Below are 20,355 nucleotides of genomic sequence, written 5' to 3'. Positions count from 1 at the left end.
TGTTTCATGTAGATTATGATCACTTCAACCATTCTTCCTCGATAAACTGCATCATTTCAAAAGCGCCACCACCGGCATTGGAAGCCACTACAAGGGTATGACCGGTGGCCGGGTAATAAGCAGACCGAAAATTCACACCCGGATCATAGCCCATGACATGGTATTTAAACACATCCTCATTTTTCTTGGTAATCCACACGCCAAGCCCATAATTCAAGTTATGTGAAGCCAGCAGCTTCTCCGTCATGGATGCGGTGAGCAGCGTATTGTTCATAAGCGACCTCCATAACTTGATCATGTCCGATGCCGTCACATACGCCCCGCCATCGGCATAACCCTGAATCGGGATAGCATACTGGTTCGTTCTCCACGTGCCGTCTTCCTCATCAATATACCCGTAAGCCGTATTCGCGGGCAGACGATCCAGCGGGAAATATCCCGAATCCTGCATGCCGCACGGCTCAAATACAAACTGCTGGACATAGTCGCGAAACGGTATTCCAGCATGTTGTTCAACGATCAGACCGAGTAATACAAAGCCTGCATTGTTATAATGAAATCTCTCGCCGGGCTGAAATTTCATTCGTTCACTCTGGAATAGCGGTAGAAAGTCCCTTCCGTTCCGGAGTGTATACATGGGAACCGTTTTCCACAGATCCTCAAAATCATCCATGACCTCTTCATCAAAATAATCCGGAATACCCGAGCTGTGGCTCAACAAATGAAAAACGGTAATCTCCGGGCTAAAATTAGGCAGTGGGATATCCAAACAATCGCTTAGCTTGCTGTCCAGCGACAGCTTGCCCTGTTCGATAAGCTGACAAACCGCAATAGCGGTGAACAGCTTACAGCCTGAGGCAATGCCAAACCTGGTGTCTGTTTGATTCGGGATGTGATCGGCCCGGTTGGAATAACCGAAGGCACCATCCCATACGACGTTGTCATTTTCATCTGTTACGAGCACAGCTCCCGAAAAACGAATGCCAGCAGCAAATTCCTTCATTTTATGTATCATCACGAATCCCACCCTTTATCTGATTAGGGGTATTTTAACATCATTCTGGATGAGGGTCTCGGTACACAACCAGTATAATAAAATATTCCCCCTTATGTCCGGAATGCCGGTTGAAGCTCCAGGGGGAAGCCCATTTAGGTCTTTCGCTGCTCCAAGCACAAAAACCCCTTCCTGCCAACCATGTCGAATTTCATCACTTGATGAACGCTTCGATCACAGTCTTTATGTGGGGGGATTGTAAAATGTATATTCGCTTCTACCCTAATGTCTCCACATCAGCAGCAGGATCACCGGGACCGCAAAAATAAGCAAGCCGGCCCCAATCATCGAAGCGACCTGCAGCATGAATGTGTGCTTGGTTGGACCGGACGTCTGCAGCATTCCGCATTGAGCGCATCTGTTAGAGGCAGGGTATACCTCGCCGCCGCAGCTGACACAAATCCCATTATTCCTCATGAATAACGCTCCTTTACTTGGAAAGACAACATCGACATCTATGCATTGCTTTATCATTTAACATATCTTATGAACGGAATCCTCACGGATCCTATTCATGAATACTTTTTTAATGTTAAACCATTTGTGAATATTGTCACATAAATGCGATAACAAGTAAAGGCATAAATCATTCATATGCCATCTCACCCCTTCGCTCCTTCAGAGCAAAGTTGCTCAGTGCAACCTAAAAACAGGAAGCCTCGGCTCCCTGTTTTATATTTCATTCTTATTCTTTTCTACCCATGAACACCGCTACGATCAGCCCCAGCAGCAAGGTTCCTATACTGGTAGCCATCATACCCGTTCCGGATGGAATACCCGGAAACACGATAACAATAGATCCTAATATCAATCCAATAATAACGGCATACGTCATATGTGGGAAACGGTCCAGCAGGTACCGAATCAACCGGCTGCTAACCACGAAGCCAATCACCACTCCCGCCCCAATAACAGCTATAATCCCTAAATTTAATGAGGATAGAGCTGAAATGGCAGTAGAATACACACCCAGAAGGAGAAGTACAAACGACCCGCTAATGCCAGGCAGCAGCATCGCCATGCTGGCCAACCAGCCGGATAAGAACAGTCCGATCCCGTTGGACCAGGTCAGGACGGTTATCGGATCGGATGTGGCATCCGTTCTGAGAAAGGCCGTCGAAGCCAATAAACCGGCTGCCACAATCAACACGACCACATGCACGGCTTTGAATTTGGTTCTCGCCTCCGCTTTACGCAGAATAAGAGGCAACACCCCTAAAATCAATCCTGTAAAGAAAAACTGGGTAGGCTCATAATAGCTTGCCAGCAGGTATTCAATCACGCGGCTCAGCAACAATAGAGCTGCTCCAATTCCAACGCCAAGTGGAATCAAAAAGCCCAGCTGCTTCTTCCATTCCCTGCTGAAAAATCCACTGATAGCCGCCAGCAAACGATCATAGATACCCAGCACGACAGCAATAGTGCCGCCGCTTATACCTGGAATTAGGTCACTGACTCCCATCAGCACACCCCGATAAAGGTTCTTCCATTCCATCAAAATCATAATCCTCCTACCTTACAAAGTGAATCTTATCGTGATAGCCCTGCGAAGGAGGTTTTACTTGTTCTTGGCATGCAATACCAAATTCCCTACTCCACCAATCGCAAACAACAGTGAAACGATTCCAAATCCCCATTGCCAAGAGCTTCGATCCGTAATGAAAACGACCACCAAGAACGCTATCGCAGCCAAAAAATTAAGCAGCGCAACGATCAAAAATTCCTTTTTCTTCATTGTTCATCCTCTACATTCCTACAGAATCAAATCTATCCAGTCTGCAGCCTACTGTGGTGATCATATCATATTTTTGCTGATGAAGTATGATCGTTTATATGAATGAACTTACGGTACAAAAGTAACCGTCTGCTCCGTCCACGCCGCACCATCAAATGCCTTGGCCACTCCAAGTTCATCAATCTTCGCCTTCAGCACATATTTCCACTTCACCGAAGCCGACCATGCCTGTTCGAACAGAAACGGTCGCAATCGAATCTCATGCTCGCTTGCCCAGGCCGCTATGACCCTTTCCCCATCGATCGACATATCGAAGCCCTCTTTGAACCAAGGATGCTCCTGATCCTTGGAAACACCAGGTGCATTCATGTTTACATAGAGCGAGATATCATCGCACAGCTGCAGCAGGCCAAACTGTCTGTTAACGACATCTTCATCGGGAAATTGAAACTGATCACTTAGTCGTTTTTGCCGAGCCAACTCCTCATGGTAGAATTCCACCAGCGGCGCTTCCGTCGCCTCTTTCATAAATGACGCAAAATGAAGGCTGCAGAGATACCCTGCATAAGGACTCATCGCTTCGATCTCATCAACACCCTTTGTATACATTAGCATTTTCGGCAGGACCGGATAATCGATAAAAGTGTATGGAGTCCGGCTCTCGTCATTCCAGATCGGCGTGTCATCCATCCGAAGCCAAGCGCGGTCATGCTCGGTTATAGCCAGCAGTACTTCTTTCAATACAGACTCATCCATAAACAGCTCTCGCCGGAAGCCCCGGGCTACATCGCCCGAGAATCGGCCATGGTCGTCCTGGGCCGTCATCACAAAAGCATCCTCTGTCTCGCGAATGATCATAATATCGTCTCCCCTTTATTTATCCCTCACCCCAGATAAGCTCTTCGCTTCATTACGGCAATGATGTCTCTGGACTGGCCTTGATGCACACTCGTATCAAAGCACGAGATCAATTCCCAGCCGTCAATTCCGTAACTGTTTAATAAATCCTCAAATTCCTCTTCGTTCACCTTGCCTCCAAGGAATCCTCCGGTTTTGTATTTCAGCGTTTTGTATTCCCATTGATCCATATTCGGCATCCTCCATCATCCCATTGAATTTTTGACCACAAACTTCAAGATTTTCTGTAGATAAAATCAGTTCGTATCGCCAACATAGCAAACTACGGGGTGTGCAGCCTTATCCTGAAGTGGCTTGACCAGGGATCGAGGGTATACTCGAATCTCATCCAATGCGGACAGATCGATCCATTCCACACCCACCTGGTATTCATCCGGGTTATGGCCAAGAAAGCTATCCCCTGCATCCGCCAAGCTGCACTCAAAATAAAACTCCACTTGGTGCACATCGGAATCCCATTCCGCAAATTCATGATTGGACCCTATGTATTCACGGACATGCAGGAGATCACGAACTTCCACCTTACGCCCGATTTCCTCCTGGCACTCTCTGATCACCGCCTGCACCAAGGTTTCCCCCTTTTCTTGTCCACCGCCTGGGAACAGATAGAAATCCCCCAAATGGTCTACGTTTTTCGTTAGAAGGATTTGATGATTCCGCATAATAACGGCCTTGGCCGAGTTTCGTATCGGTTTCATGAGCTGTCTCCTTATCGTATCGGTTTCTAGTTCTATTTTCTATTGTAGCAAATATAAATCCTCCATAGGTCAACCTGCAATCCGCAATGATACATGAATATAACAAGCCGGTGTCCAATGAGCATGCTCAAAGAATACCGGCTGTTATTGCACATCGTGAATAAGTCTGCTTAGCTCCCGAAGCAGCTAGCGCCTATATGAGCCACTTGCCCGCTTCTTTCGAACAACGGCCGCCACCCACACAACGACTAGCAGGATCAGCCCCGCCGCAATCCAATTCTTGATGACTTCCCACGGAACACGGGATCCGCCATACTCACCCTCATAACGAGCCATGACATAACCTTCCTGCGTCTCAACCGCGATGGCGGATTCAGGAGCGATTCCTTGGATGGCATAGTATTTCGTTCCCTTTGGGTAAATATTAGAGAAGTTGCCGCCGTAGGTCCCTTCCTGATCCGTATGGTAGGTGACCTTCCCCACCACGTCTCCAAGCGTGGACTCATCCACGCGGTTCTCTGACACGACAAAAACCTTCCCATCATTGACGACAAATGAGTATGCCCAGGAAGCAACTGCAGCTGGCGATGAACACATCACCAGCAACAGCAGCGTGATCAGCGGTATTTTCATAAGCCGACCCGCACGATGAATATCGACCATGGTTAACCCCACAATTCAGAGTCATTATTCTGAAGAACCGGATGGCTATTTCACCTGTTTGCTTCTGCCATCCACGATCAGCTCGATGCCCGGCTCGTTGGTTCCCCCCGACATACTGTAGGAAGAGTCAGGCTGTTCCAAGAAACCCTCAAAGGTTTCGCTAATCTGTATCCGACCTCGTGGCCGAACCGTAACCTCCTTAGACTCGAAATCAACCATCCTCCCGCCAATATCAACGCTTAACGGCCGTACTATAACCTGCTGCTCGTTACCATAGCTGTAAATATGAAGCTGGCAGTGCGCCCGAATAGCATCGTTCTCTGTGCGATAATCACACTTGCTGTCTTTCCTGGAATAGGACACGGTAGATATTCCGCTCGAATTATAATTCACCACATACATAACAAACTCTGATATAAATGGAAAAATAACGATCCATGCGATACAGCCGATTAATAATCGGCTCATAATCTTCGGATAACGTGGACGATAAATCCGTGCCACCCATAGGATGCCAGCTACCAACAAAATAAGACCTGCTATAACAGGCAGATGAAGACCATAATTACCTTCCTGAGTCCATGGTGAGATCCCTGCCCAGCGGAACAGATCATCTCCGAATGAATAGCCCAGATGTTGGTTGGAAATAAACAGCAACCCTACGATGATTGCGGAAATGGAGAGGATTTTGCCTTTCAGTTGTATCTCCCCCTCGACGAACCCGTTTTCCACATTATAACAAATAATAAACCCTGTGGTAACCAACATTAATCAGTCTTATTTAATGGTTTATTCTCTACGATAGCCAGCCTCGTTCCGCTCTTGGCTTCATGCAGCAGCACTCGATCACGATAGATGAGACATAACAGCACATGGATAAACACAACACCATCCAGAAGCAATACCCCCAGCGCATACATGGCAGCCAGGATTTGCGAACCCAAAATATTAACGGGAATAAGCAAGGCATGAAATCCACCCCAGACCACATACAGCAGTCCGTTACGGATGATCACTTCCTTCAACTTCAGATGTTCCTCTGCTCCACGAATCTGGACCCGGACAATCCACTTGCCCAGCGTCTGTCCCTGCATCATATACGGCAGCACGATATGATATAAAATCACGACAATAAAATACGCACCCTTCACATTCAGCACCGTCAACACGCCAATCATCGGCAGCACGACCCCTGCATCAATACCGAAAGCGATCGCCCGGCGCGTATAACTGACCCGTTTCTGCGACAGATCCACCTTCTCATCCAGCCGATCGAGGCGAGGCAGGTGATTTTTCATCCAATCCGCGAGCACGAATCCGATCATTCCACCCATGGTATTCAACAGCAGATCATCCACATCAAACAACCGGTAAGGGTGATCATAGATGCCGTAAATACCGGTCACCTGGGTCACCTCAAAGAACAGCGATAATCCGAATGAGGCCACCAAACACGTAACCCAAGATGCCCGAGCATAATAACGCAGGAACATGCCGAACGGAACCACGAGAAATACGTTAAATACGACCTGCAAGAAGGCTCTTTCCTTGAATAGATGCATGTAAGTCGAAGGCTCGCCCCATACCACCTTGGTCTCCTTCAATATGTCTTGGATAAAGTTCAGAGGAATCCACTGCATGACCGAGGCAACATTCATTGGAGCATTATGCCGCGAGGCAGGCAAAGGAAGGAGCACCAGATACACTGCGTTCATCATGTAGAGCAGAAATAAATACAGCAGAAATCCCCGGAATTTATTAAAATAACCATATTTGCGATACTGCACAATCAGAAAGGGAACTGCGCACAGCAAAGCCGCTATGGGAAAGGTTAAAAATGCATAAGATATTGGAAACAGGTAGGATTCCAGCATGCTTTCGTTCACTCCCTCTGTGATGTTCTACTTATAGGTTACAGGATCAAGTTTAAATGACGGGGATTCCTTCGTTTAAAATGCGTTTAAAAAAGGCACCCCCGCGTCATAATCGGCCCTGCTGTTAACCTGGGGGTTATAGCTATACTCCAAAACCGAAAACCGAATAACCCACACCAGCAGTGTGGGCAGGATCACCATATGCAAAAAAAAGCATTTGATGCAATATCATTGGAGTAATATGGTTGTCATACCCGCCTTACGCGTAAGTGATGATGGGAGAGTCGGCCCCTGTCCTGCTTCCATGAAGTCCCGCTATTCCTTCCGCTTACGGACCACTTTTCCAAAGCCGATCTTCCGGGGAAGCTCCAGCGTAAACTCTTCACGGTGCCCGTTCCACTCAATCTTTAGGGTTAGAACCTTGTTTGGGTTCATCATATCGAGCAGATGCTCAAAATCCAGCTTCCCCTTGGTTTCCTTCATGGCAGCATGATCGATCCCCACGACAATTCTGCCCTCCATGGAGTGGCCCGTCATATCTTCTAGCCGATAGTCTACCTTGCCATGGTCGAGGAGTTCCTTTCCTAAGTACTGCAGCTTCAACTTTCCGCCAAGCGAATCCTGAAACACGGTAAACTTCGTATTGACCTTATCCTGATGGGTAATAGCATAAGTCGCTTTCCACTTCTCACCCTTGCCTATAAAGGTCATGGTTTTATTTCGATTCACGGGGACACCCTCCTCACGCAGAACAACCGGTTATCTCGATTCGGCTTATATAAATGATAACGAGTAAAAGAATGAAATGGTTGTTCAATTTTTCAAATAATCGATAATCTCAAGCAAATCGGTAATCTCCCCATCCTTGGCGAAGTCCTGATCATAATAGGGATCCCGCTTCCAGATGCCCTTCATGCCGATACGCCGGCTTGCGGTTACGTCATTGTCCGGATGGTCTCCAACATAGATCGATTCTTCGGCCTTTGATTCAAGCCGATGTAATGTATGGAGAAAAATCCTAGGATCCGGCTTACGTAAACCTTCCCACTCCGAAAACGCGATAATATCAAAATAAGGCTCAATGCCAAGTCCCCTGATATTGCTGTATTGAAAATCGCCGTACCCATTGGAGATCAGTCCGAGCTTTATCCCTTTACTCCTCAAGTAAGCTAACATTTCATGCAAATGGGGGAAACCGACGCAATGTTGTTGAAACCCCGACATGTAATCCCGCAGCAGAGCTTCCCAACCCACGGGGAGCGCAAACTCCTTGGTTAGCTGCCGATACACCTCATCCTTCCATACATAACCTCTACGATCAAGCTCGACAAACCGTCTTACGTACTCATCTCTGCCCACAACTAAACCTCCATGGAGCGCTAGACGATCATACTGATCTTGAACGAAATGTACCAATGACGTGTCGCGGTCAAGCAGCGTCCCGTCCAAATCAAAAACAACGGTGGTAATCATCGCGTCACTCCCTCCTTTCTATGAATTTCGAATCCAAGGAAAGGATCCAAGCGATATGCAGCTGCAAGTCTAGGCGGAATATCCCAGTCTCGCATCCGGTTATCTAATCCTCCGCTTTCCGGTATACCCGTTCCGGCCTGCCTACCGTGCCATATGAAATATCCGCCACGAGGACGCCCTTCTCCACGAAGTACTCCAGGTATCTTCTGGCCGTCGTTCGGCTGAAGCCGCCACGTTTTCCAAGCTCCTCCGCGGTCCACACGTCCTCGGACTCCTCGATGTAGGACAGGATTTTCTCGCTCGTCAATTTATCGATGCCTTTTGGAAAATACGCTTCCCTCTCCATCCGTTCACCGGCACGCCATAACAGCTGGTCGATGCCCTGTTGATCAATCTGCTTATTTGCTCCGCCGAGCTGCTTCATCTGCTCGTAATATTTCCGGTAGGCTTTCAGCTTCTCCTGGAAACGGTCGAAGACCACCGGCTTGATCATAAAATCGTACACTCCGCCGCGAATCGCCTCCCGCACCGTATCGAATTCCTTGGCTGCCGTTATGATAATAACATCGGTATTCGGGTATCCCCGCTGTATATGCTGCAGCAGATCCAATCCCGACATATCGGGAAAATACAAATCCAGCAGCACCAGATCAGGCGCCAGAATATCCAGCTGCTCATGCGCCTGGACCCGATCCGTTGCAATGCCGACGACCTCAAAGCCCTCTACCTTCTCTACGAACCGTTGATTAATGCTGGCAATGCGCACATCATCTTCAATGATTACGACCCGTATCATGGATATTCCCCCCTGTTTTTGGAATCTTGACCGTAAACACCGCACCGCCCGCAGGCGAGTTATGGCACACAATCGTACCGTGTAATTGCTGTACTGTCCCGTTGACGATCGATAGGCCAAATCCTCGATTGCGTTCCCCCTTGGTGGAATAGCCCCGCTCAAACAGACGATCCGTTCCAGCCTCGGCTATACCGGACCCGCTGTCGGATACTTCGATCATTAATTGATTGCCCTTGTCATGTAACTTTACGCTTACCCATCTGTTCTCCGGTTTGGACCCCAATGCCGCCTCCATGGCGTTGTCGATCAAATTTCCAATAATGGCAACTAGCTGGTTTCGGCTAATATGACCGGGAATGTCTTTAAAAGAACTGCTCCGGTCAATCTCAACCTTCACCTTTAACTCGCTTCCTCGATTGAACTTTCCAATGAGAATGCCGCCAATGATCGGATCGGGAATTTCCTGCAGCAGGAATTGTATCAGGTTCTGATGCACATCCGTCTCATGCGTAATCAGATCCATGGCCTCCTGATACGATTCCAGCTGAATCAGTCCGTAAATCGTATACAGCTTATTGGAATATTCATGCGTCTGCGCGCGCAGCGCTTCCGTATACCTCTTCACCTGCGTAAGCTCTTCGGTCAGGCGCAGCAGCTCGGATTTGTTCCGAAAACTGGAGACCGCCCCCACAATCCGATGCTCATGATCATAGATAGGCAGCCGGTTGACCACAACCGCGTGATCGTTAATGACCATCTCTTGATCCTTCTCTGCTACCCCGGACTGCATCACCTCCAGCAGCCTGGTGCCCGGGATGACATCCTGAACATACTGCCCGGTGATCACCCTACGCTCCTTTGGATCGATCAGCATCATGGCTGTATGATTGGCCAAGGTTACGATGCCCTCTCGATTGACGGCAATAATGCCTTCATGAATCGTTTCCAGAATCGCGCGTTTCTCTTGATACAATAAACCGATTTCCTTGGGCTCCAGCCCGTGAATGGATCGCTTGACACTGGACGATATCCATATAGCGCCGCCGCATCCCAGGATTAACGAAATTCCTGCAAAGAACAGGACACGATTTCGGTACGATTGTGCTGATATCTCGATATCTTTCATTAGAATGCCAACCGATACGATACCAATAATTTCGTTCTTATCATTGTAGATCGGCGTCTTCCCCCGGAGCGAGGGTCCCATGGAGCCAATCGCCTTCGATATGATGCTCATGCCCTTCAATACCGGGCCGTTGTCGCCACCGACCATCTCTTTGCCGATCCGATCGGCGAGAGGATGCGCATACCGAATTCCTTCACGGTTACCGATGACGATATATTCCGCATCCGTCTCCAACCGAATTTCCTCTACCACAGGCTGAATGATGGCTGACGGGTTCTCTTCCTCGAACGCATTCTGAATAACGTCCATTTCCGCCACGGCCTTCGCCAGCTTTAATGCCGAAGCGCCGATACTCTTCTCCAGCGTTGTGATGAGCAACCGCTCAAAACTGAAGGTGAGGGCGACAATGACGGCGAACAACAGGGTGCCTATAAGCAGAATCAATCTCGTCTGTAAACGCATTCATATTCCTCCATACACATTGTCGCCATAAGCGCAGCTCTGATTTTCCTATTGTATTCTAGATCACACATGTGACAATAGTCTCTGGAAAAAATCGGTCGTAAATTTTATGAACAAAATTAGCGAAATGATGTTTTTTCAACTTATGTCGCAATTCTGTTCAAGCCAGACGCTCGATGATAATATGAAGGAACTTCAATCAGGTAAGCGCTTACAAGTATTGCGAACTCTCGCACAACGATAAGGAGGAACTTATCCATGCTTAAACGAAACGGCATAAAAATCATAACCGCTGCACTTGTCCTGGCCATGAGCCTGACAGCCTGCAACAGCACCGGAAGCAGCGCCGGCGAATATCCGAAAAAACCATTTATCGTGACCGCGCCTTCTGGCGCCGGCGGTGGATGGGACAAAACCGCACGTTCCCTCACCAAAGTACTTACGGAAACAAAGCTCATCGAACAAACCATGACGGTTGAGAACAAGCCCGGCGGCGGCGGGACCGTGTTTCTCGCAGAATACGTGGCAAAAGACAACAAAGATCCCTACAAGCTGTTCGTCAGCTCTCCGCCAATCCTCATCAACAACTTGAAAAAAGAAGGGAACAGCCCGTTCGGCTACAAGGACGTGACGCCGCTCGCCCAGATGACCAAAGACTTCGGAGCGATTGCCGTACCGGCAAACTCCAAATTCACCGACCTGCAATCGCTGGTCGACGCGATCAAAGCCGATCCGACTTCCGTCACACTTGCGGGTGGTTCCGCTCCGGGTTCGATGGACCACTTGATCAGCGTTCTGCCTGCATTCAAATCCGGTGTGGATCCGAGAACCGTGAAGTATTTATCCTATGATGGCGGCGGCGAGGCCATCGCGGCCCTCCTCGGCAACAATGCCGACGCGATCGGCACGGACATTTCTTCGCTCGGGAGCTACCTGAAAGCAGGCAAGATCAAAATCCTGGCCGTTACCTCAAGCGAACGCCTGGGCGGAGACTTTGCAGATGTACCGACTCTGAAGGAGCTGGGTCTGGATGCCGAATTCACCATCTGGCGTGGTGTATTCGGTCCGAAGGAACTGTCGGAAGAGCAGCTGGCCTTCTGGGACAAAACGCTGAAGGGGCTCTCCGAGAACGAAGTGTGGCAAAAAGAGCTGGTTGCCAACGACTGGGCAAGCGAATACCGAAACGCCGCTGACTTCAAGGCATTCCTTGAAGAACAGGAGCAAGACGTGCAGGAGCTGCTCACAGCGCTAGGCATGCAGAAGTAAGCCTTGGAATTTGAGGGAACAGTGCAGCTCCCCTCTCCCTTTTCATCCTTGAGGAGGTGTCAACTTTGAACAGAACGTTTGACCGCTATGCCAGTATCGTATTTCTGCTCCTTGGCGTCGGCTTTATGTGGCAGAGCGCCAAGATCAGCGCATCCGCATACGGGAGCACCGTCGGCCCTAACATATTCCCGTTCGGTCTTGGGTTAGCGCTTGTGCTACTGAGCATTCGTTTGTTTTATGAAGCCCTGAAAGCCAAGCCGACGGAGAACCATGTGGAGAGGCTGGACTATAAACGCTTCTTCATGATTTTTGCGGCAGCCTTTCTCTATGCCTATTTCCTGGAATTCATCGGATATATCATCGGCACCTTCCTGTTCCTCCTGTTTGCGTTTCAGACGCTGGAACGAGGCAAGTGGCTGAAATCCATTCTAATCTCCGCACTGTTCTCCGGCGGCGTGTACGTCATCTTTGTTGTCTTGCTGGAAGGCTCCATGCCGGGCTTCCCGTCTTGGCTATCATGAGCATGGGAGGAATCTACTATGAACGTTCTGGATTATTTGGCGGATGGCTTTATGACCGCCTTGCAGTGGCATAATCTGCTCTTCGCCTTTATAGGCGTGCTGATCGGCACTTCGGTCGGCGTACTGCCCGGCATCGGTCCGATGAGCGGCGTCGCGCTTCTGATTCCCGTCACCGCCTCCATGACTAGCGGCTTGCCGGCGGAAGCGGCAGCAACCAGTTCAATCATTCTGCTTGCAGGCGTCTATTATGGAGCCATGTATGGCGGATCTACAACTTCGATCCTGCTCAATACGCCCGGAGAGTCCTCGTCTGTCGTGACGACGCTGGACGGCTACCAGATGGCGAAGCAAGGCAGAGCAGGCCCGGCCTTGTCCATCGCTGCGATCGGCTCTTTCGCAGCCGGGCTCTTCGCGCTTGTGGCATTGATCGCGCTGGCGGAGCCTTTATCCAATGTAGCGATTAAATTCGGCCCGGCCGATTATTTCTCGCTCATGCTGCTGGGACTCTGTGCAGTAAGCGGGCTTGCAGGCAAATCGATCACCAAGGCACTCATCATGACCGTATTCGGTCTGCTGCTCGCTACCATCGGCATGGATACCGTATCCGGCGTTGCCCGGTTCACCTTTGATATCCCTATCCTGTACTCCGGACTGGAATTTCTAACGATCGCCGTCGGTTTGTTTGCCCTTGGCGAAGTGTTTAAATCCATCTTGGAGAGAGACTACGCAGCAGGTCCAACTTCCAAGATCGGTCGCATCCTGCCGACACGTAAAGACCTGAAGGATAGCGCGGGACCGATTGCCCGAGGCTCGATCCTCGGCTTCTTTATCGGTATTTTGCCGGGCGCCGGCGCAACGCTTGCTTCCTTCTTCAGTTATATCGTTGAGAAAAAGGTCAGCAAGCATCCAGAATCCTTCGGCAAAGGCAACATCGCTGGCGTTGCTGCTCCCGAGTCGGCTAACAACGCGGCTTCCGGAGGCGCCATGATCCCGTTGCTGACGCTGGGTATTCCCGGTTCCGGGACAACGGCCATCCTGATGGGGGCGCTCATCATGTACAACATCCAGCCAGGCCCGCTGCTGTTCGAGGAGCATCCTCAAGTTGCGTGGGGACTGATTGCGAGTATGCTCATCGGCAACCTGCTTCTGCTCATACTGAACATGCCGCTGGTCAAAGTATTTGCCAAGGTCATCCAGATCCCGGCCAAATATCTCATTCCAATCATCATTGCCATCTCCATCTTCGGCGTTTACGCCGTGCAAGCGCAGATCTTCGACCTGGTCCTGCTGCTCATCTGCGGCATTGCCGGCTTCCTGCTGGCCCGCAATGACTTTCCGCTCGCGCCACTGGTGCTCGGACTCGTGCTGGGTCCCATGATCGAGAACAATATGCGCCGGGCGCTGACCACGTCCAACGGCGACTTTATGATCTTCCTGCAGAAGCCGATGTCACTGGCATTTCTCATCATCGCCCTGCTCTGGATTGTCGTTCCGATTCTGCTCAAGCGAAGAGGCAAGGAAGTTGTCGTGAACGAAGAAGGCTAACCATCATACGTATATCGATAGCTCAAGGAGGCAGTCATGAATACCAGCAAACTAGGCGGGAAAAGTGTCATCGCTAGAATTGAAATGAATACGGAAGAAGCCAGCTTCGGTCAAGTAACGGCCGCCATCTTTGAGGCTGGCGGCGACATCGTGGCCATTGACGTCATTCAGACGAGCAAGCATACCACGATTCGCGACGTCACCATCACCGTGATCGACACTATCGACATCGACATTATTGCCGAGCGCATTCGCAGCATGTCCGGCGTTCAGCTGCTGCATCTATCTGATCGCACCTTCCTGCTACATCTTGGAGGAAAGATTGAAACCAAGCTGAAAGCGCCGATCCAGAACCGCGACGACCTCTCCCGCGTGTATACGCCGGATGTTGCTCGCGTATGCATGGCGATCCACGAAGAACCGCGTAAAGCCTTTACGCTCACCGTCAAACGTAACACCGTGGCCGTTATCTCCGATGGCAGCGCCGTCCTGGGACTTGGCAATATCGGCCCTTATGCGGCCATGCCGGTGATGGAAGGCAAGTCGATGCTCTTCAAGCAGCTGGCGGACGTAGACTCCTTCCCGATCTGCCTGGATACGCAGGATACCGAGGGCATCATTACGGCGATCAAAGCGATCGCTCCCGCGTTTGGCGGTATCAATCTGGAGGATATCTCCTCGCCGCGATGCTTTGAGATTGAGCAGCGCCTGCGCGAGGAATTGGACATCCCGGTGTTCCATGACGACCAGCACGGAACGGCTGTCGTCTTGTATGCAGCCTTGATCAATGCGCTGAAGGTCGTCGGTAAATCCGTGGAGAATCTGAAGGTTGTCGTCTGCGGCATTGGCGCCGCGGGCGTTGCCTGCAGCAAGATCCTGATGTCGGCTGGCGTGAAGAACATCATCGGCGTCGATCGCCTCGGCTCGCTGACCGCCGATCAGACGTATGACCATCCCATGTGGCAATGGTACGCCAGCAACACCAACCCCGAACGGCGTTCCGGATCACTTCAAGACGTCATCCATGGCGCCGACGTGTTTATTGGTTTGTCTGCCGGCGGAATCCTGAAGAGAGAGGATGTTCAGGCGATGGCAGAGCATCCTATCGTCTTCGCGATGGCCAATCCGATCCCGGAGATTCTGCCGGAGGAGGCCGAGGATATCGCGGGCGTCATTGCAACGGGAAGATCGGATTATCCGAACCAGATTAACAACGTGTTATGTTTTCCCGGTATTTTCCGCGGCGCCCTGGACTGCAGAGCCTCCGCCATCAATGAGGAGATGAAACTCGCCGCAGCCGAAGCGATCGCTTCGACGGTCACGGACAAGGAACGGAGCCGGCATTACATCATCCCGAGCGTATTCAACCAGCAAGTCGTCAACGGCATCCGGGACCTTGTCATCCAGGCAGCCATCCGAACCGGGGTCGCGCGCCGTATTCCAAGGGAATACCGCTAAAGATGACGATTACGATTCCATGAAACGGGGAGGGTTCAGGAATGGGGAGCAGCATACGAGCCATCGTGGACATTAATATGAGGGCGAATGATTTCTCATCAAGCATCGTACTCGTCCTTGGGCCGGATCAATATATCGACGCAAAAAGCATACTGGGTCTAAGCATGACACTGTACCGCAACCAAACATACCTTCTCTACGTTTATGGTCCGGACCAAATGGAGGCGAAAGCTGCCATGCGGGAAGTATTCGCCAAGCACCATCTGCAGCTGCAGCTGAAAGAGGCTCCCTAAGAGTCGAGCAACCGAAATCGAGCTTAGGCCGTACGATATGAGTCCGAAGAAAAAGAGCAGGAGTGCACGGTCCTAACAGGAACCGTACTCTCTTGCTCTTTGCATGTTCGCTCGGCTATGGCTTACTCACCGAGGATTGCAACAATCAAACTGACAGATTCAGCGCGGGTAGCATGAGCCTGTGGAGCGAACACCCCCTGGCCTCTGCCTTGGATCAGTTTCGCTTCAACAGCTGCTGCTACGTAAGGCTGAGCCCACGCAGGGATTTGATCTGCATCGGCAAAGGAAATTTTCGCTTGAGGGTCTAATGGAAGCTTCTTTGCTCTGGCGATCATGACAGTCATCTCCAGCCGGGTCAGCTCTTGGGCCGGCCTGAAGGTCTGATCCTCATAACCATTCATGATTCCGGCTTTAACAACCCCTGTAACAAATGCTTTCGCCCAAGCAGGAATCCCGTCCGCATCTTCGAAGCTTATTGTCCCCTGCTGGCCCTGGCCCAATCCCAGCGCCCTTCCTAACAACACTGCAAACTCGGCACGTGTAATCTTGGCGTTGGGACGGAAGGTATGATCTTTATATCCCTGTACCCAACCAAGCTCAACGGCCTTCTCAATCGCCTTTGAAGCCCAGTGTTTATCAATATCCTGAAGATGCACCTCCAGCTTCGGAGGGCTCGGTTTCTCAACCTCTCCCTTATTATCTTCTTCAGCTTCCTTGGACTCCTCCTCCGGGTTCCCGGTCTTCGGAACGGTTGGGGATGGGGTGATTGACGATGTCCCTCCATCCGATGAACCGCCGCCAGGCTCCGTTACGAGTGCGGCTGTTCTGACGGTAATACTTGGCCCGTCATGGCTCCACTTATCCTTACTGCCTGCTTCAACCTTGAAGCTGTATATGCTGTCAGGACTTAGCCCTGTGACATGATAACGGTATACTGACCCGGTTACATTGGCTAATTCGACCCCATTCCGAGAAATTGTATAGCCTTCAACTTGATCTGCCTGAACCTCACCTGACCAATGAAGATGAATACTGGTGGCAGAGACATTTTCCGCTGTGAGTATGCCTCCTAACCAAGAAGGGACTTTACTTCCTGGAATCATGCTCCCTTTAAACTCTGCAAGGGCCCCGTCTATGGCGCTGATGGCCGCCTGGACGTCCGCTTGCGTCACATCCTCATTCATCATCACGTCTTCTGCCGCCTGAATCGCATGATGGAACAGCAGCATGGCCTCCGGCGGATATTGTCCAGGCTCTACTCCCTCCACAGCCTCGGCGTACACCGATTTGGCCACGGTAATCGCTTCGTTTAAACGACTTTTATCCACTGGAGCTCCCGGGTCCACGATCACTAAGGACTGGAATGCTGCCACAGCCGCTTGAAGTACAGTGACGGCAGCGTCGATTTCATCCTGCAGCGCATTTGCTTGGTTAAGCACTGCCTCAGCAGCTTCGATGGCATCGAATAACTGGAGTTTCGAACCTGCTGGATATTGTCCGGGCTCAGTTCCTTCCACGGCCGGATCATATACGCTTTGGGCGACGGTAATCGCCTGGTTCAAGGCAGCTCTATCCACTTTCTGATGTACAGACAGCGTGAGTTTCTCAGCCGGTTTCGTCACCTTGTCATCCGTCGAAGCATACTTGATATTGTCAAAGGCAAAGGTACGGCCGTTCGCGCTGTCCCACAGGAAGCCAAGCACAATCCGGTCGAAATGGGTGATCACGTTTGTCGTTTTCACCAGATGACCATCGATGTACATGTTTAATTCGGTTCCCGAGGTATAGTCCCATTTCAGTTCATGCCAGCCTTTACTACGCTTAATGCTCGTTTTTTCCCAAGCCGTTGAAACACCGCTTGCCCTCACGGAATAATAGTCCTGGGAACCATAGTTCGGGTTCCCATCATACAGCACGCCCATACCGGCAAGCAGCTGGCTTCTTGCGTTTCCGACATGGGCAACAACTCGGGTATTCCCCGATTTGGAGCCATCGTCATACAACATCATGGTAACAATGCCTTGCTGCGGTGATCCGAACAGCTTCTGTATCGCATTGCTGCCATTCCCTTTTACAAATAAGGCGCTTCGTTCTCCTTGATACGCTACTTGATCAGAGATGACCCCTGTCTCAATTGGCGTTCCGGTCTCCGACACGAAGTCTCCCCAGCCCGCTTCAAAACTCTGTGAATACTGAATGTCGCTGTATTCTTCGACATCAGCCGTGACTTCTATCGCATCCATACCGGAGACATCACCATTTGCCGTTAGAATTCCGGTTTCCTGATCCAAGGTGACCCGATCCTGGTCCGTCCTGAATTGAACTTTGTAATAAGGCGCATGTTTCAGAGTAATGCCTTCCTCTGTCACGCCGTCGACTCGAAGCTGTACGGAAGGATGAGACTCCGATATCTCCGCTTGATCTGCCCCGACTTGATACGACTTCAGCATGGATGGCGGATGAACCGTAACCTGCGTCTCCGCATAAATGGCAGTATTGAACGTGCTTTCGGCCCTGATGCTCGCTTTCCCCGGGCTCAGTGGAGTGATGAAACCCTTCGCATCTACTGCCGCGACTCGCGGATTGCTGCTGGACCACTTTATCCCCTTGAACCATGCGTCCTTGGGTGTGAATTCAACTGCTAACGTTTGGCCCGCCTGCTGGGCATACAAGTCCAGCTTGTCCTGATTCAGTTTCATCGCCATGGGCAGTACTTCAGGTACCCGATTAGCTGGTGCATCACCCGAATATTCATGCGCACCGATATCCGCTTTACCGTCAGTCAGGGGATTATCGTAAAAGTCTTTATCTGCCTTGCCCCATACCGAAGGGGTGTGTACGCTCACATCCAGTCCTGCATTAATGGCAGGCGAATCCGATAACAGCTTATAACCATTTAGCTTCTCCGCATCGAAGAGGCTCGCATCTGCCTGAATGATATCTTTCGGTTCTTCACCCGGTCTGGCGAGCTTCGGGCTTTCAAAGATATTGTCCTCTACGACTGCACCCGGGAATGCAGTACCCTTAATCCCCGTTCCCGGATAGAAAATATTGTTCTTGATCTCCCCGCCGGAGAAGGAGATGGCACCCATAGGCGTATCTGCCTTGGAATAGAAGATGTTGTTATAGAGCCGTGCATACTTGCCCGAAGTGTTAAAGATTTTGGTGGAGATATTCTCGTCTGTAAAAAATGTATTGTTATGAATTAGAGGTGCATACTGTGCCTGTTTCGGCAAATAATGCAGCAGATATCTGCCGTCTCCGTCATTCACGCTGATATTGTACCGGGCCACGGAATTCGTTGAACCGTCCATAAAGAGCATAAAGCCCCCGCGATTGCTGTGACTGTAGTTGTACTGGTATAGCGCTCCTTCCGAGAACATGTCCACGTCAAAGGCCTGGCCGTCGTTATACCCGTACACCCCGCCGTACACTTCGTTATACTGCATGACCATATCCTTGACAGCGATGACCCAAAGTCCCGCGTAGTTGACATTCCCCACGTCTTTGGCTGAGTGTTTGACTACGGTGTTATATTCCATTCGGCCATTCTCGCCGACGTTGCTCATCACAAAGCCATCGCCCTGGACTTCTTCTACATAATTGTTTCTGAAAATAATATCTTTGAAGACTCTTGGGAAATTGGCTTTAATATCGCCTTCTTTATAAAGTCCGGCGTTACGTATCCCTTCAATATCCACCCGCTTCACGATGTTGCCCTCAACGAGAACGTCCGTAATATTACCGAGAATCAGGATTCCGCCACTTCCGATTTTCCAGCCCTTTGGATTGCCGTTCACGTCATGAATATAATTATTCTTGACGACAATCCCCATGTGAGGATTCGCTTCCCATTCCGATACCGTGGTAGAGGCTGTGCGGATATTGATGCCCGCTCGTTGCGAGATGATATCCGGATGGTAGTTGGTCAGCTCAAAATTGGAGAACTCCAGATAGCTGCCGTCCACTACATCGATGGTGGCCGACATCGTCTTATCCGTAACGCCCTTGTAGTTCTCTATAATCGCAGATCTCTCGGTGGTGGTTGTGCCATTCCCGTTAATAACCGGTCGGCCAAGCCCCTTAATATTGCCATAACTGCTGAATACGATCGGTGCATCCGCCGTACCGGATATTCCCCGAAGCTTGAGTGATCCATTCCACACATCCCCGGCTTTAAATAAAATTCGATCACCGGGCGCATAGCTCATGTTATTCACTTTCTCGAGCGTTCTCCAGGACTGGCTCTCTGACTTTCCATCATTGGCATCATCCCCGTCCGCGCTGACATAGTAGACCGTTCCCGATGCAGCTCGGGCAGAAGCCGCTGCCTCCAAGGATTCAGCCGCACTTACCCGATTCCCGTGCAGATCGGGAATTCCCAGGGAAACCGCCAATATCATGCTAAGACAAACGGTGAGCAACCTTCGCTTGCTGTTTCTTTTCCCATGATTCATTACATCATCCTCCTGA

At 50.4% G+C, this 20,355-nt stretch carries 20 protein-coding genes; 5 read left to right on the top strand and 15 right to left on the bottom strand.

The annotated features are described in order from the left end of the window. Positions 1-19: 19 nt before the first annotated feature. The 14 genes from MKY48_RS00995 to MKY48_RS00930 form a co-directional block, all read right to left on the bottom strand. Complete coding sequence (locus MKY48_RS00995) at positions 20-1,015, bottom strand: serine hydrolase domain-containing protein (RefSeq protein WP_339269356.1); 996 nt, start codon at positions 1,013-1,015, stop codon at positions 20-22. 261 nt (positions 1,016-1,276) lie between these two features. Further along, positions 1,277-1,471: a hypothetical protein gene (locus MKY48_RS00990; protein WP_098741325.1), complete on the bottom strand. Its 195-nt coding sequence runs from the start codon at positions 1,469-1,471 to the stop codon at positions 1,277-1,279. 268 nt (positions 1,472-1,739) lie between these two features. Further along, positions 1,740-2,549: a DUF368 domain-containing protein gene (locus MKY48_RS00985; protein ID WP_076326167.1), complete on the bottom strand. Its 810-nt coding sequence runs from the start codon at positions 2,547-2,549 to the stop codon at positions 1,740-1,742. Positions 2,550-2,612: 63 nt separating this feature from the next. Next, the gene (locus MKY48_RS00980) at positions 2,613-2,789 is read right to left on the bottom strand and encodes a hypothetical protein (RefSeq protein ID WP_009595674.1); all 177 of its coding nucleotides are present in this window, start codon (positions 2,787-2,789) and stop codon (positions 2,613-2,615) included. Positions 2,790-2,897: 108 nt separating this feature from the next. Then, entirely contained in the window at positions 2,898-3,647 is a 750-nt protein-coding gene (locus tag MKY48_RS00975; RefSeq protein WP_076326166.1) for a DUF3891 family protein, read from the bottom strand. A gap of 26 nt (positions 3,648-3,673) precedes the next feature. After that, positions 3,674-3,877 carry a DUF4177 domain-containing protein gene (locus MKY48_RS00970; RefSeq protein WP_006207549.1) on the bottom strand — a complete coding sequence of 68 codons (204 nt, stop codon included), beginning with the start codon at positions 3,875-3,877 and terminating at the stop codon, positions 3,674-3,676. A 66-nt stretch (positions 3,878-3,943) separates the two neighbouring features. Beyond that, positions 3,944-4,405: an NUDIX domain-containing protein gene (locus MKY48_RS00965; RefSeq protein WP_076326164.1), complete on the bottom strand. Its 462-nt coding sequence runs from the start codon at positions 4,403-4,405 to the stop codon at positions 3,944-3,946. Between the two features lie 186 nt (positions 4,406-4,591). After that, entirely contained in the window at positions 4,592-5,068 is a 477-nt protein-coding gene (locus MKY48_RS00960; protein WP_339269352.1) for a hypothetical protein, read from the bottom strand. A gap of 45 nt (positions 5,069-5,113) precedes the next feature. Further along, positions 5,114-5,836 carry a hypothetical protein gene (locus tag MKY48_RS00955; RefSeq protein WP_339292100.1) on the bottom strand — a complete coding sequence of 241 codons (723 nt, stop codon included), beginning with the start codon at positions 5,834-5,836 and terminating at the stop codon, positions 5,114-5,116. Continuing rightward, positions 5,836-6,942, bottom strand: coding sequence for a VanZ family protein (locus tag MKY48_RS00950; RefSeq protein WP_339269349.1), 1,107 nt, complete (start codon positions 6,940-6,942; stop codon positions 5,836-5,838). The genes MKY48_RS00955 and MKY48_RS00950 overlap by 1 nt, the downstream gene beginning before the upstream one ends. A gap of 315 nt (positions 6,943-7,257) precedes the next feature. Continuing rightward, entirely contained in the window at positions 7,258-7,671 is a 414-nt protein-coding gene (locus MKY48_RS00945; protein WP_076326161.1) for a hypothetical protein, read from the bottom strand. A gap of 84 nt (positions 7,672-7,755) precedes the next feature. Beyond that, positions 7,756-8,415: an HAD family hydrolase gene (locus MKY48_RS00940; RefSeq protein WP_339269347.1), complete on the bottom strand. Its 660-nt coding sequence runs from the start codon at positions 8,413-8,415 to the stop codon at positions 7,756-7,758. A gap of 103 nt (positions 8,416-8,518) precedes the next feature. Then, positions 8,519-9,211, bottom strand: a complete 693-nt coding sequence (locus MKY48_RS00935; protein ID WP_339269345.1) for a response regulator — start codon at positions 9,209-9,211, stop codon at positions 8,519-8,521. Beyond that, positions 9,189-10,799 (bottom strand): sensor histidine kinase, encoded by a 1,611-nt coding sequence (locus MKY48_RS00930; RefSeq protein WP_339269343.1) that lies wholly within the window; start codon positions 10,797-10,799, stop codon positions 9,189-9,191. The genes MKY48_RS00935 and MKY48_RS00930 overlap by 23 nt, the downstream gene beginning before the upstream one ends. A 258-nt stretch (positions 10,800-11,057) precedes the next feature. Between MKY48_RS00930 and MKY48_RS00925 the strand changes: the two genes are divergently transcribed. The 5 genes from MKY48_RS00925 to MKY48_RS00905 all read left to right on the top strand — a co-directional run bounded on the left by MKY48_RS00925 (position 11,058) and on the right by MKY48_RS00905 (position 15,882). Beyond that, a complete protein-coding gene (locus MKY48_RS00925) occupies positions 11,058-12,065 on the top strand; it encodes a tripartite tricarboxylate transporter substrate binding protein (protein WP_339269341.1) in 1,008 nt (335 codons plus the stop codon). A gap of 65 nt (positions 12,066-12,130) precedes the next feature. Next, positions 12,131-12,586 carry a tripartite tricarboxylate transporter TctB family protein gene (locus MKY48_RS00920; protein ID WP_339269339.1) on the top strand — a complete coding sequence of 152 codons (456 nt, stop codon included), beginning with the start codon at positions 12,131-12,133 and terminating at the stop codon, positions 12,584-12,586. 18 nt (positions 12,587-12,604) lie between these two features. Further along, positions 12,605-14,131 (top strand): tripartite tricarboxylate transporter permease, encoded by a 1,527-nt coding sequence (locus MKY48_RS00915; RefSeq protein ID WP_339269337.1) that lies wholly within the window; start codon positions 12,605-12,607, stop codon positions 14,129-14,131. Positions 14,132-14,167: 36 nt separating this feature from the next. Beyond that, positions 14,168-15,589, top strand: coding sequence for an NAD-dependent malic enzyme (locus MKY48_RS00910; protein WP_339269335.1), 1,422 nt, complete (start codon positions 14,168-14,170; stop codon positions 15,587-15,589). A 41-nt stretch (positions 15,590-15,630) separates the two neighbouring features. Then, on the top strand, positions 15,631-15,882 hold the full coding sequence (locus tag MKY48_RS00905; RefSeq protein ID WP_076326153.1) for an HPr family phosphocarrier protein: 252 nt from the start codon (positions 15,631-15,633) through the stop codon (positions 15,880-15,882). Positions 15,883-16,004: 122 nt separating this feature from the next. Here the strand turns inward: MKY48_RS00905 and MKY48_RS00900 are convergent, their stop codons facing one another. After that, positions 16,005-20,339 carry an S-layer homology domain-containing protein gene (locus MKY48_RS00900; protein WP_339269332.1) on the bottom strand — a complete coding sequence of 1,445 codons (4,335 nt, stop codon included), beginning with the start codon at positions 20,337-20,339 and terminating at the stop codon, positions 16,005-16,007. Positions 20,340-20,355: the final 16 nt, after the last annotated feature.

The organism is Paenibacillus sp. FSL W8-0187, from assembly GCF_037969755.1.
Taxonomy (GTDB): domain Bacteria; phylum Bacillota; class Bacilli; order Paenibacillales; family Paenibacillaceae; genus Paenibacillus_AQ.
The sequence above is the reverse complement of the archived record's forward strand: the minus strand, read 5'-3'. Positions and strand labels throughout refer to the sequence as shown.

Coding starts and splice junctions, on each gene's coding strand:
- MKY48_RS00995 (WP_339269356.1), bottom strand. CDS start 1,015: ATGATACATAAAATGAAGGAATTTGCTGCTGGCATTCGTTTTTCGGGA.
- MKY48_RS00990 (WP_098741325.1), bottom strand. CDS start 1,471: ATGAGGAATAATGGGATTTGTGTCAGCTGCGGCGGCGAGGTATACCCT.
- MKY48_RS00985 (WP_076326167.1), bottom strand. CDS start 2,549: ATGGAATGGAAGAACCTTTATCGGGGTGTGCTGATGGGAGTCAGTGAC.
- MKY48_RS00980 (WP_009595674.1), bottom strand. CDS start 2,789: ATGAAGAAAAAGGAATTTTTGATCGTTGCGCTGCTTAATTTTTTGGCT.
- MKY48_RS00975 (WP_076326166.1), bottom strand. CDS start 3,647: ATGATCATTCGCGAGACAGAGGATGCTTTTGTGATGACGGCCCAGGAC.
- MKY48_RS00970 (WP_006207549.1), bottom strand. CDS start 3,877: ATGGATCAATGGGAATACAAAACGCTGAAATACAAAACCGGAGGATTC.
- MKY48_RS00965 (WP_076326164.1), bottom strand. CDS start 4,405: ATGAAACCGATACGAAACTCGGCCAAGGCCGTTATTATGCGGAATCAT.
- MKY48_RS00960 (WP_339269352.1), bottom strand. CDS start 5,068: ATGGTCGATATTCATCGTGCGGGTCGGCTTATGAAAATACCGCTGATC.
- MKY48_RS00955 (WP_339292100.1), bottom strand. CDS start 5,836: ATGTTGGTTACCACAGGGTTTATTATTTGTTATAATGTGGAAAACGGG.
- MKY48_RS00950 (WP_339269349.1), bottom strand. CDS start 6,942: ATGCTGGAATCCTACCTGTTTCCAATATCTTATGCATTTTTAACCTTT.
- MKY48_RS00940 (WP_339269347.1), bottom strand. CDS start 8,415: ATGATTACCACCGTTGTTTTTGATTTGGACGGGACGCTGCTTGACCGC.
- MKY48_RS00935 (WP_339269345.1), bottom strand. CDS start 9,211: ATGATACGGGTCGTAATCATTGAAGATGATGTGCGCATTGCCAGCATT.
- MKY48_RS00930 (WP_339269343.1), bottom strand. CDS start 10,799: ATGCGTTTACAGACGAGATTGATTCTGCTTATAGGCACCCTGTTGTTC.
- MKY48_RS00925 (WP_339269341.1), top strand. CDS start 11,058: ATGCTTAAACGAAACGGCATAAAAATCATAACCGCTGCACTTGTCCTG.
- MKY48_RS00915 (WP_339269337.1), top strand. CDS start 12,605: ATGAACGTTCTGGATTATTTGGCGGATGGCTTTATGACCGCCTTGCAG.
- MKY48_RS00910 (WP_339269335.1), top strand. CDS start 14,168: ATGAATACCAGCAAACTAGGCGGGAAAAGTGTCATCGCTAGAATTGAA.
- MKY48_RS00905 (WP_076326153.1), top strand. CDS start 15,631: ATGGGGAGCAGCATACGAGCCATCGTGGACATTAATATGAGGGCGAAT.
- MKY48_RS00900 (WP_339269332.1), bottom strand. CDS start 20,339: ATGAATCATGGGAAAAGAAACAGCAAGCGAAGGTTGCTCACCGTTTGT.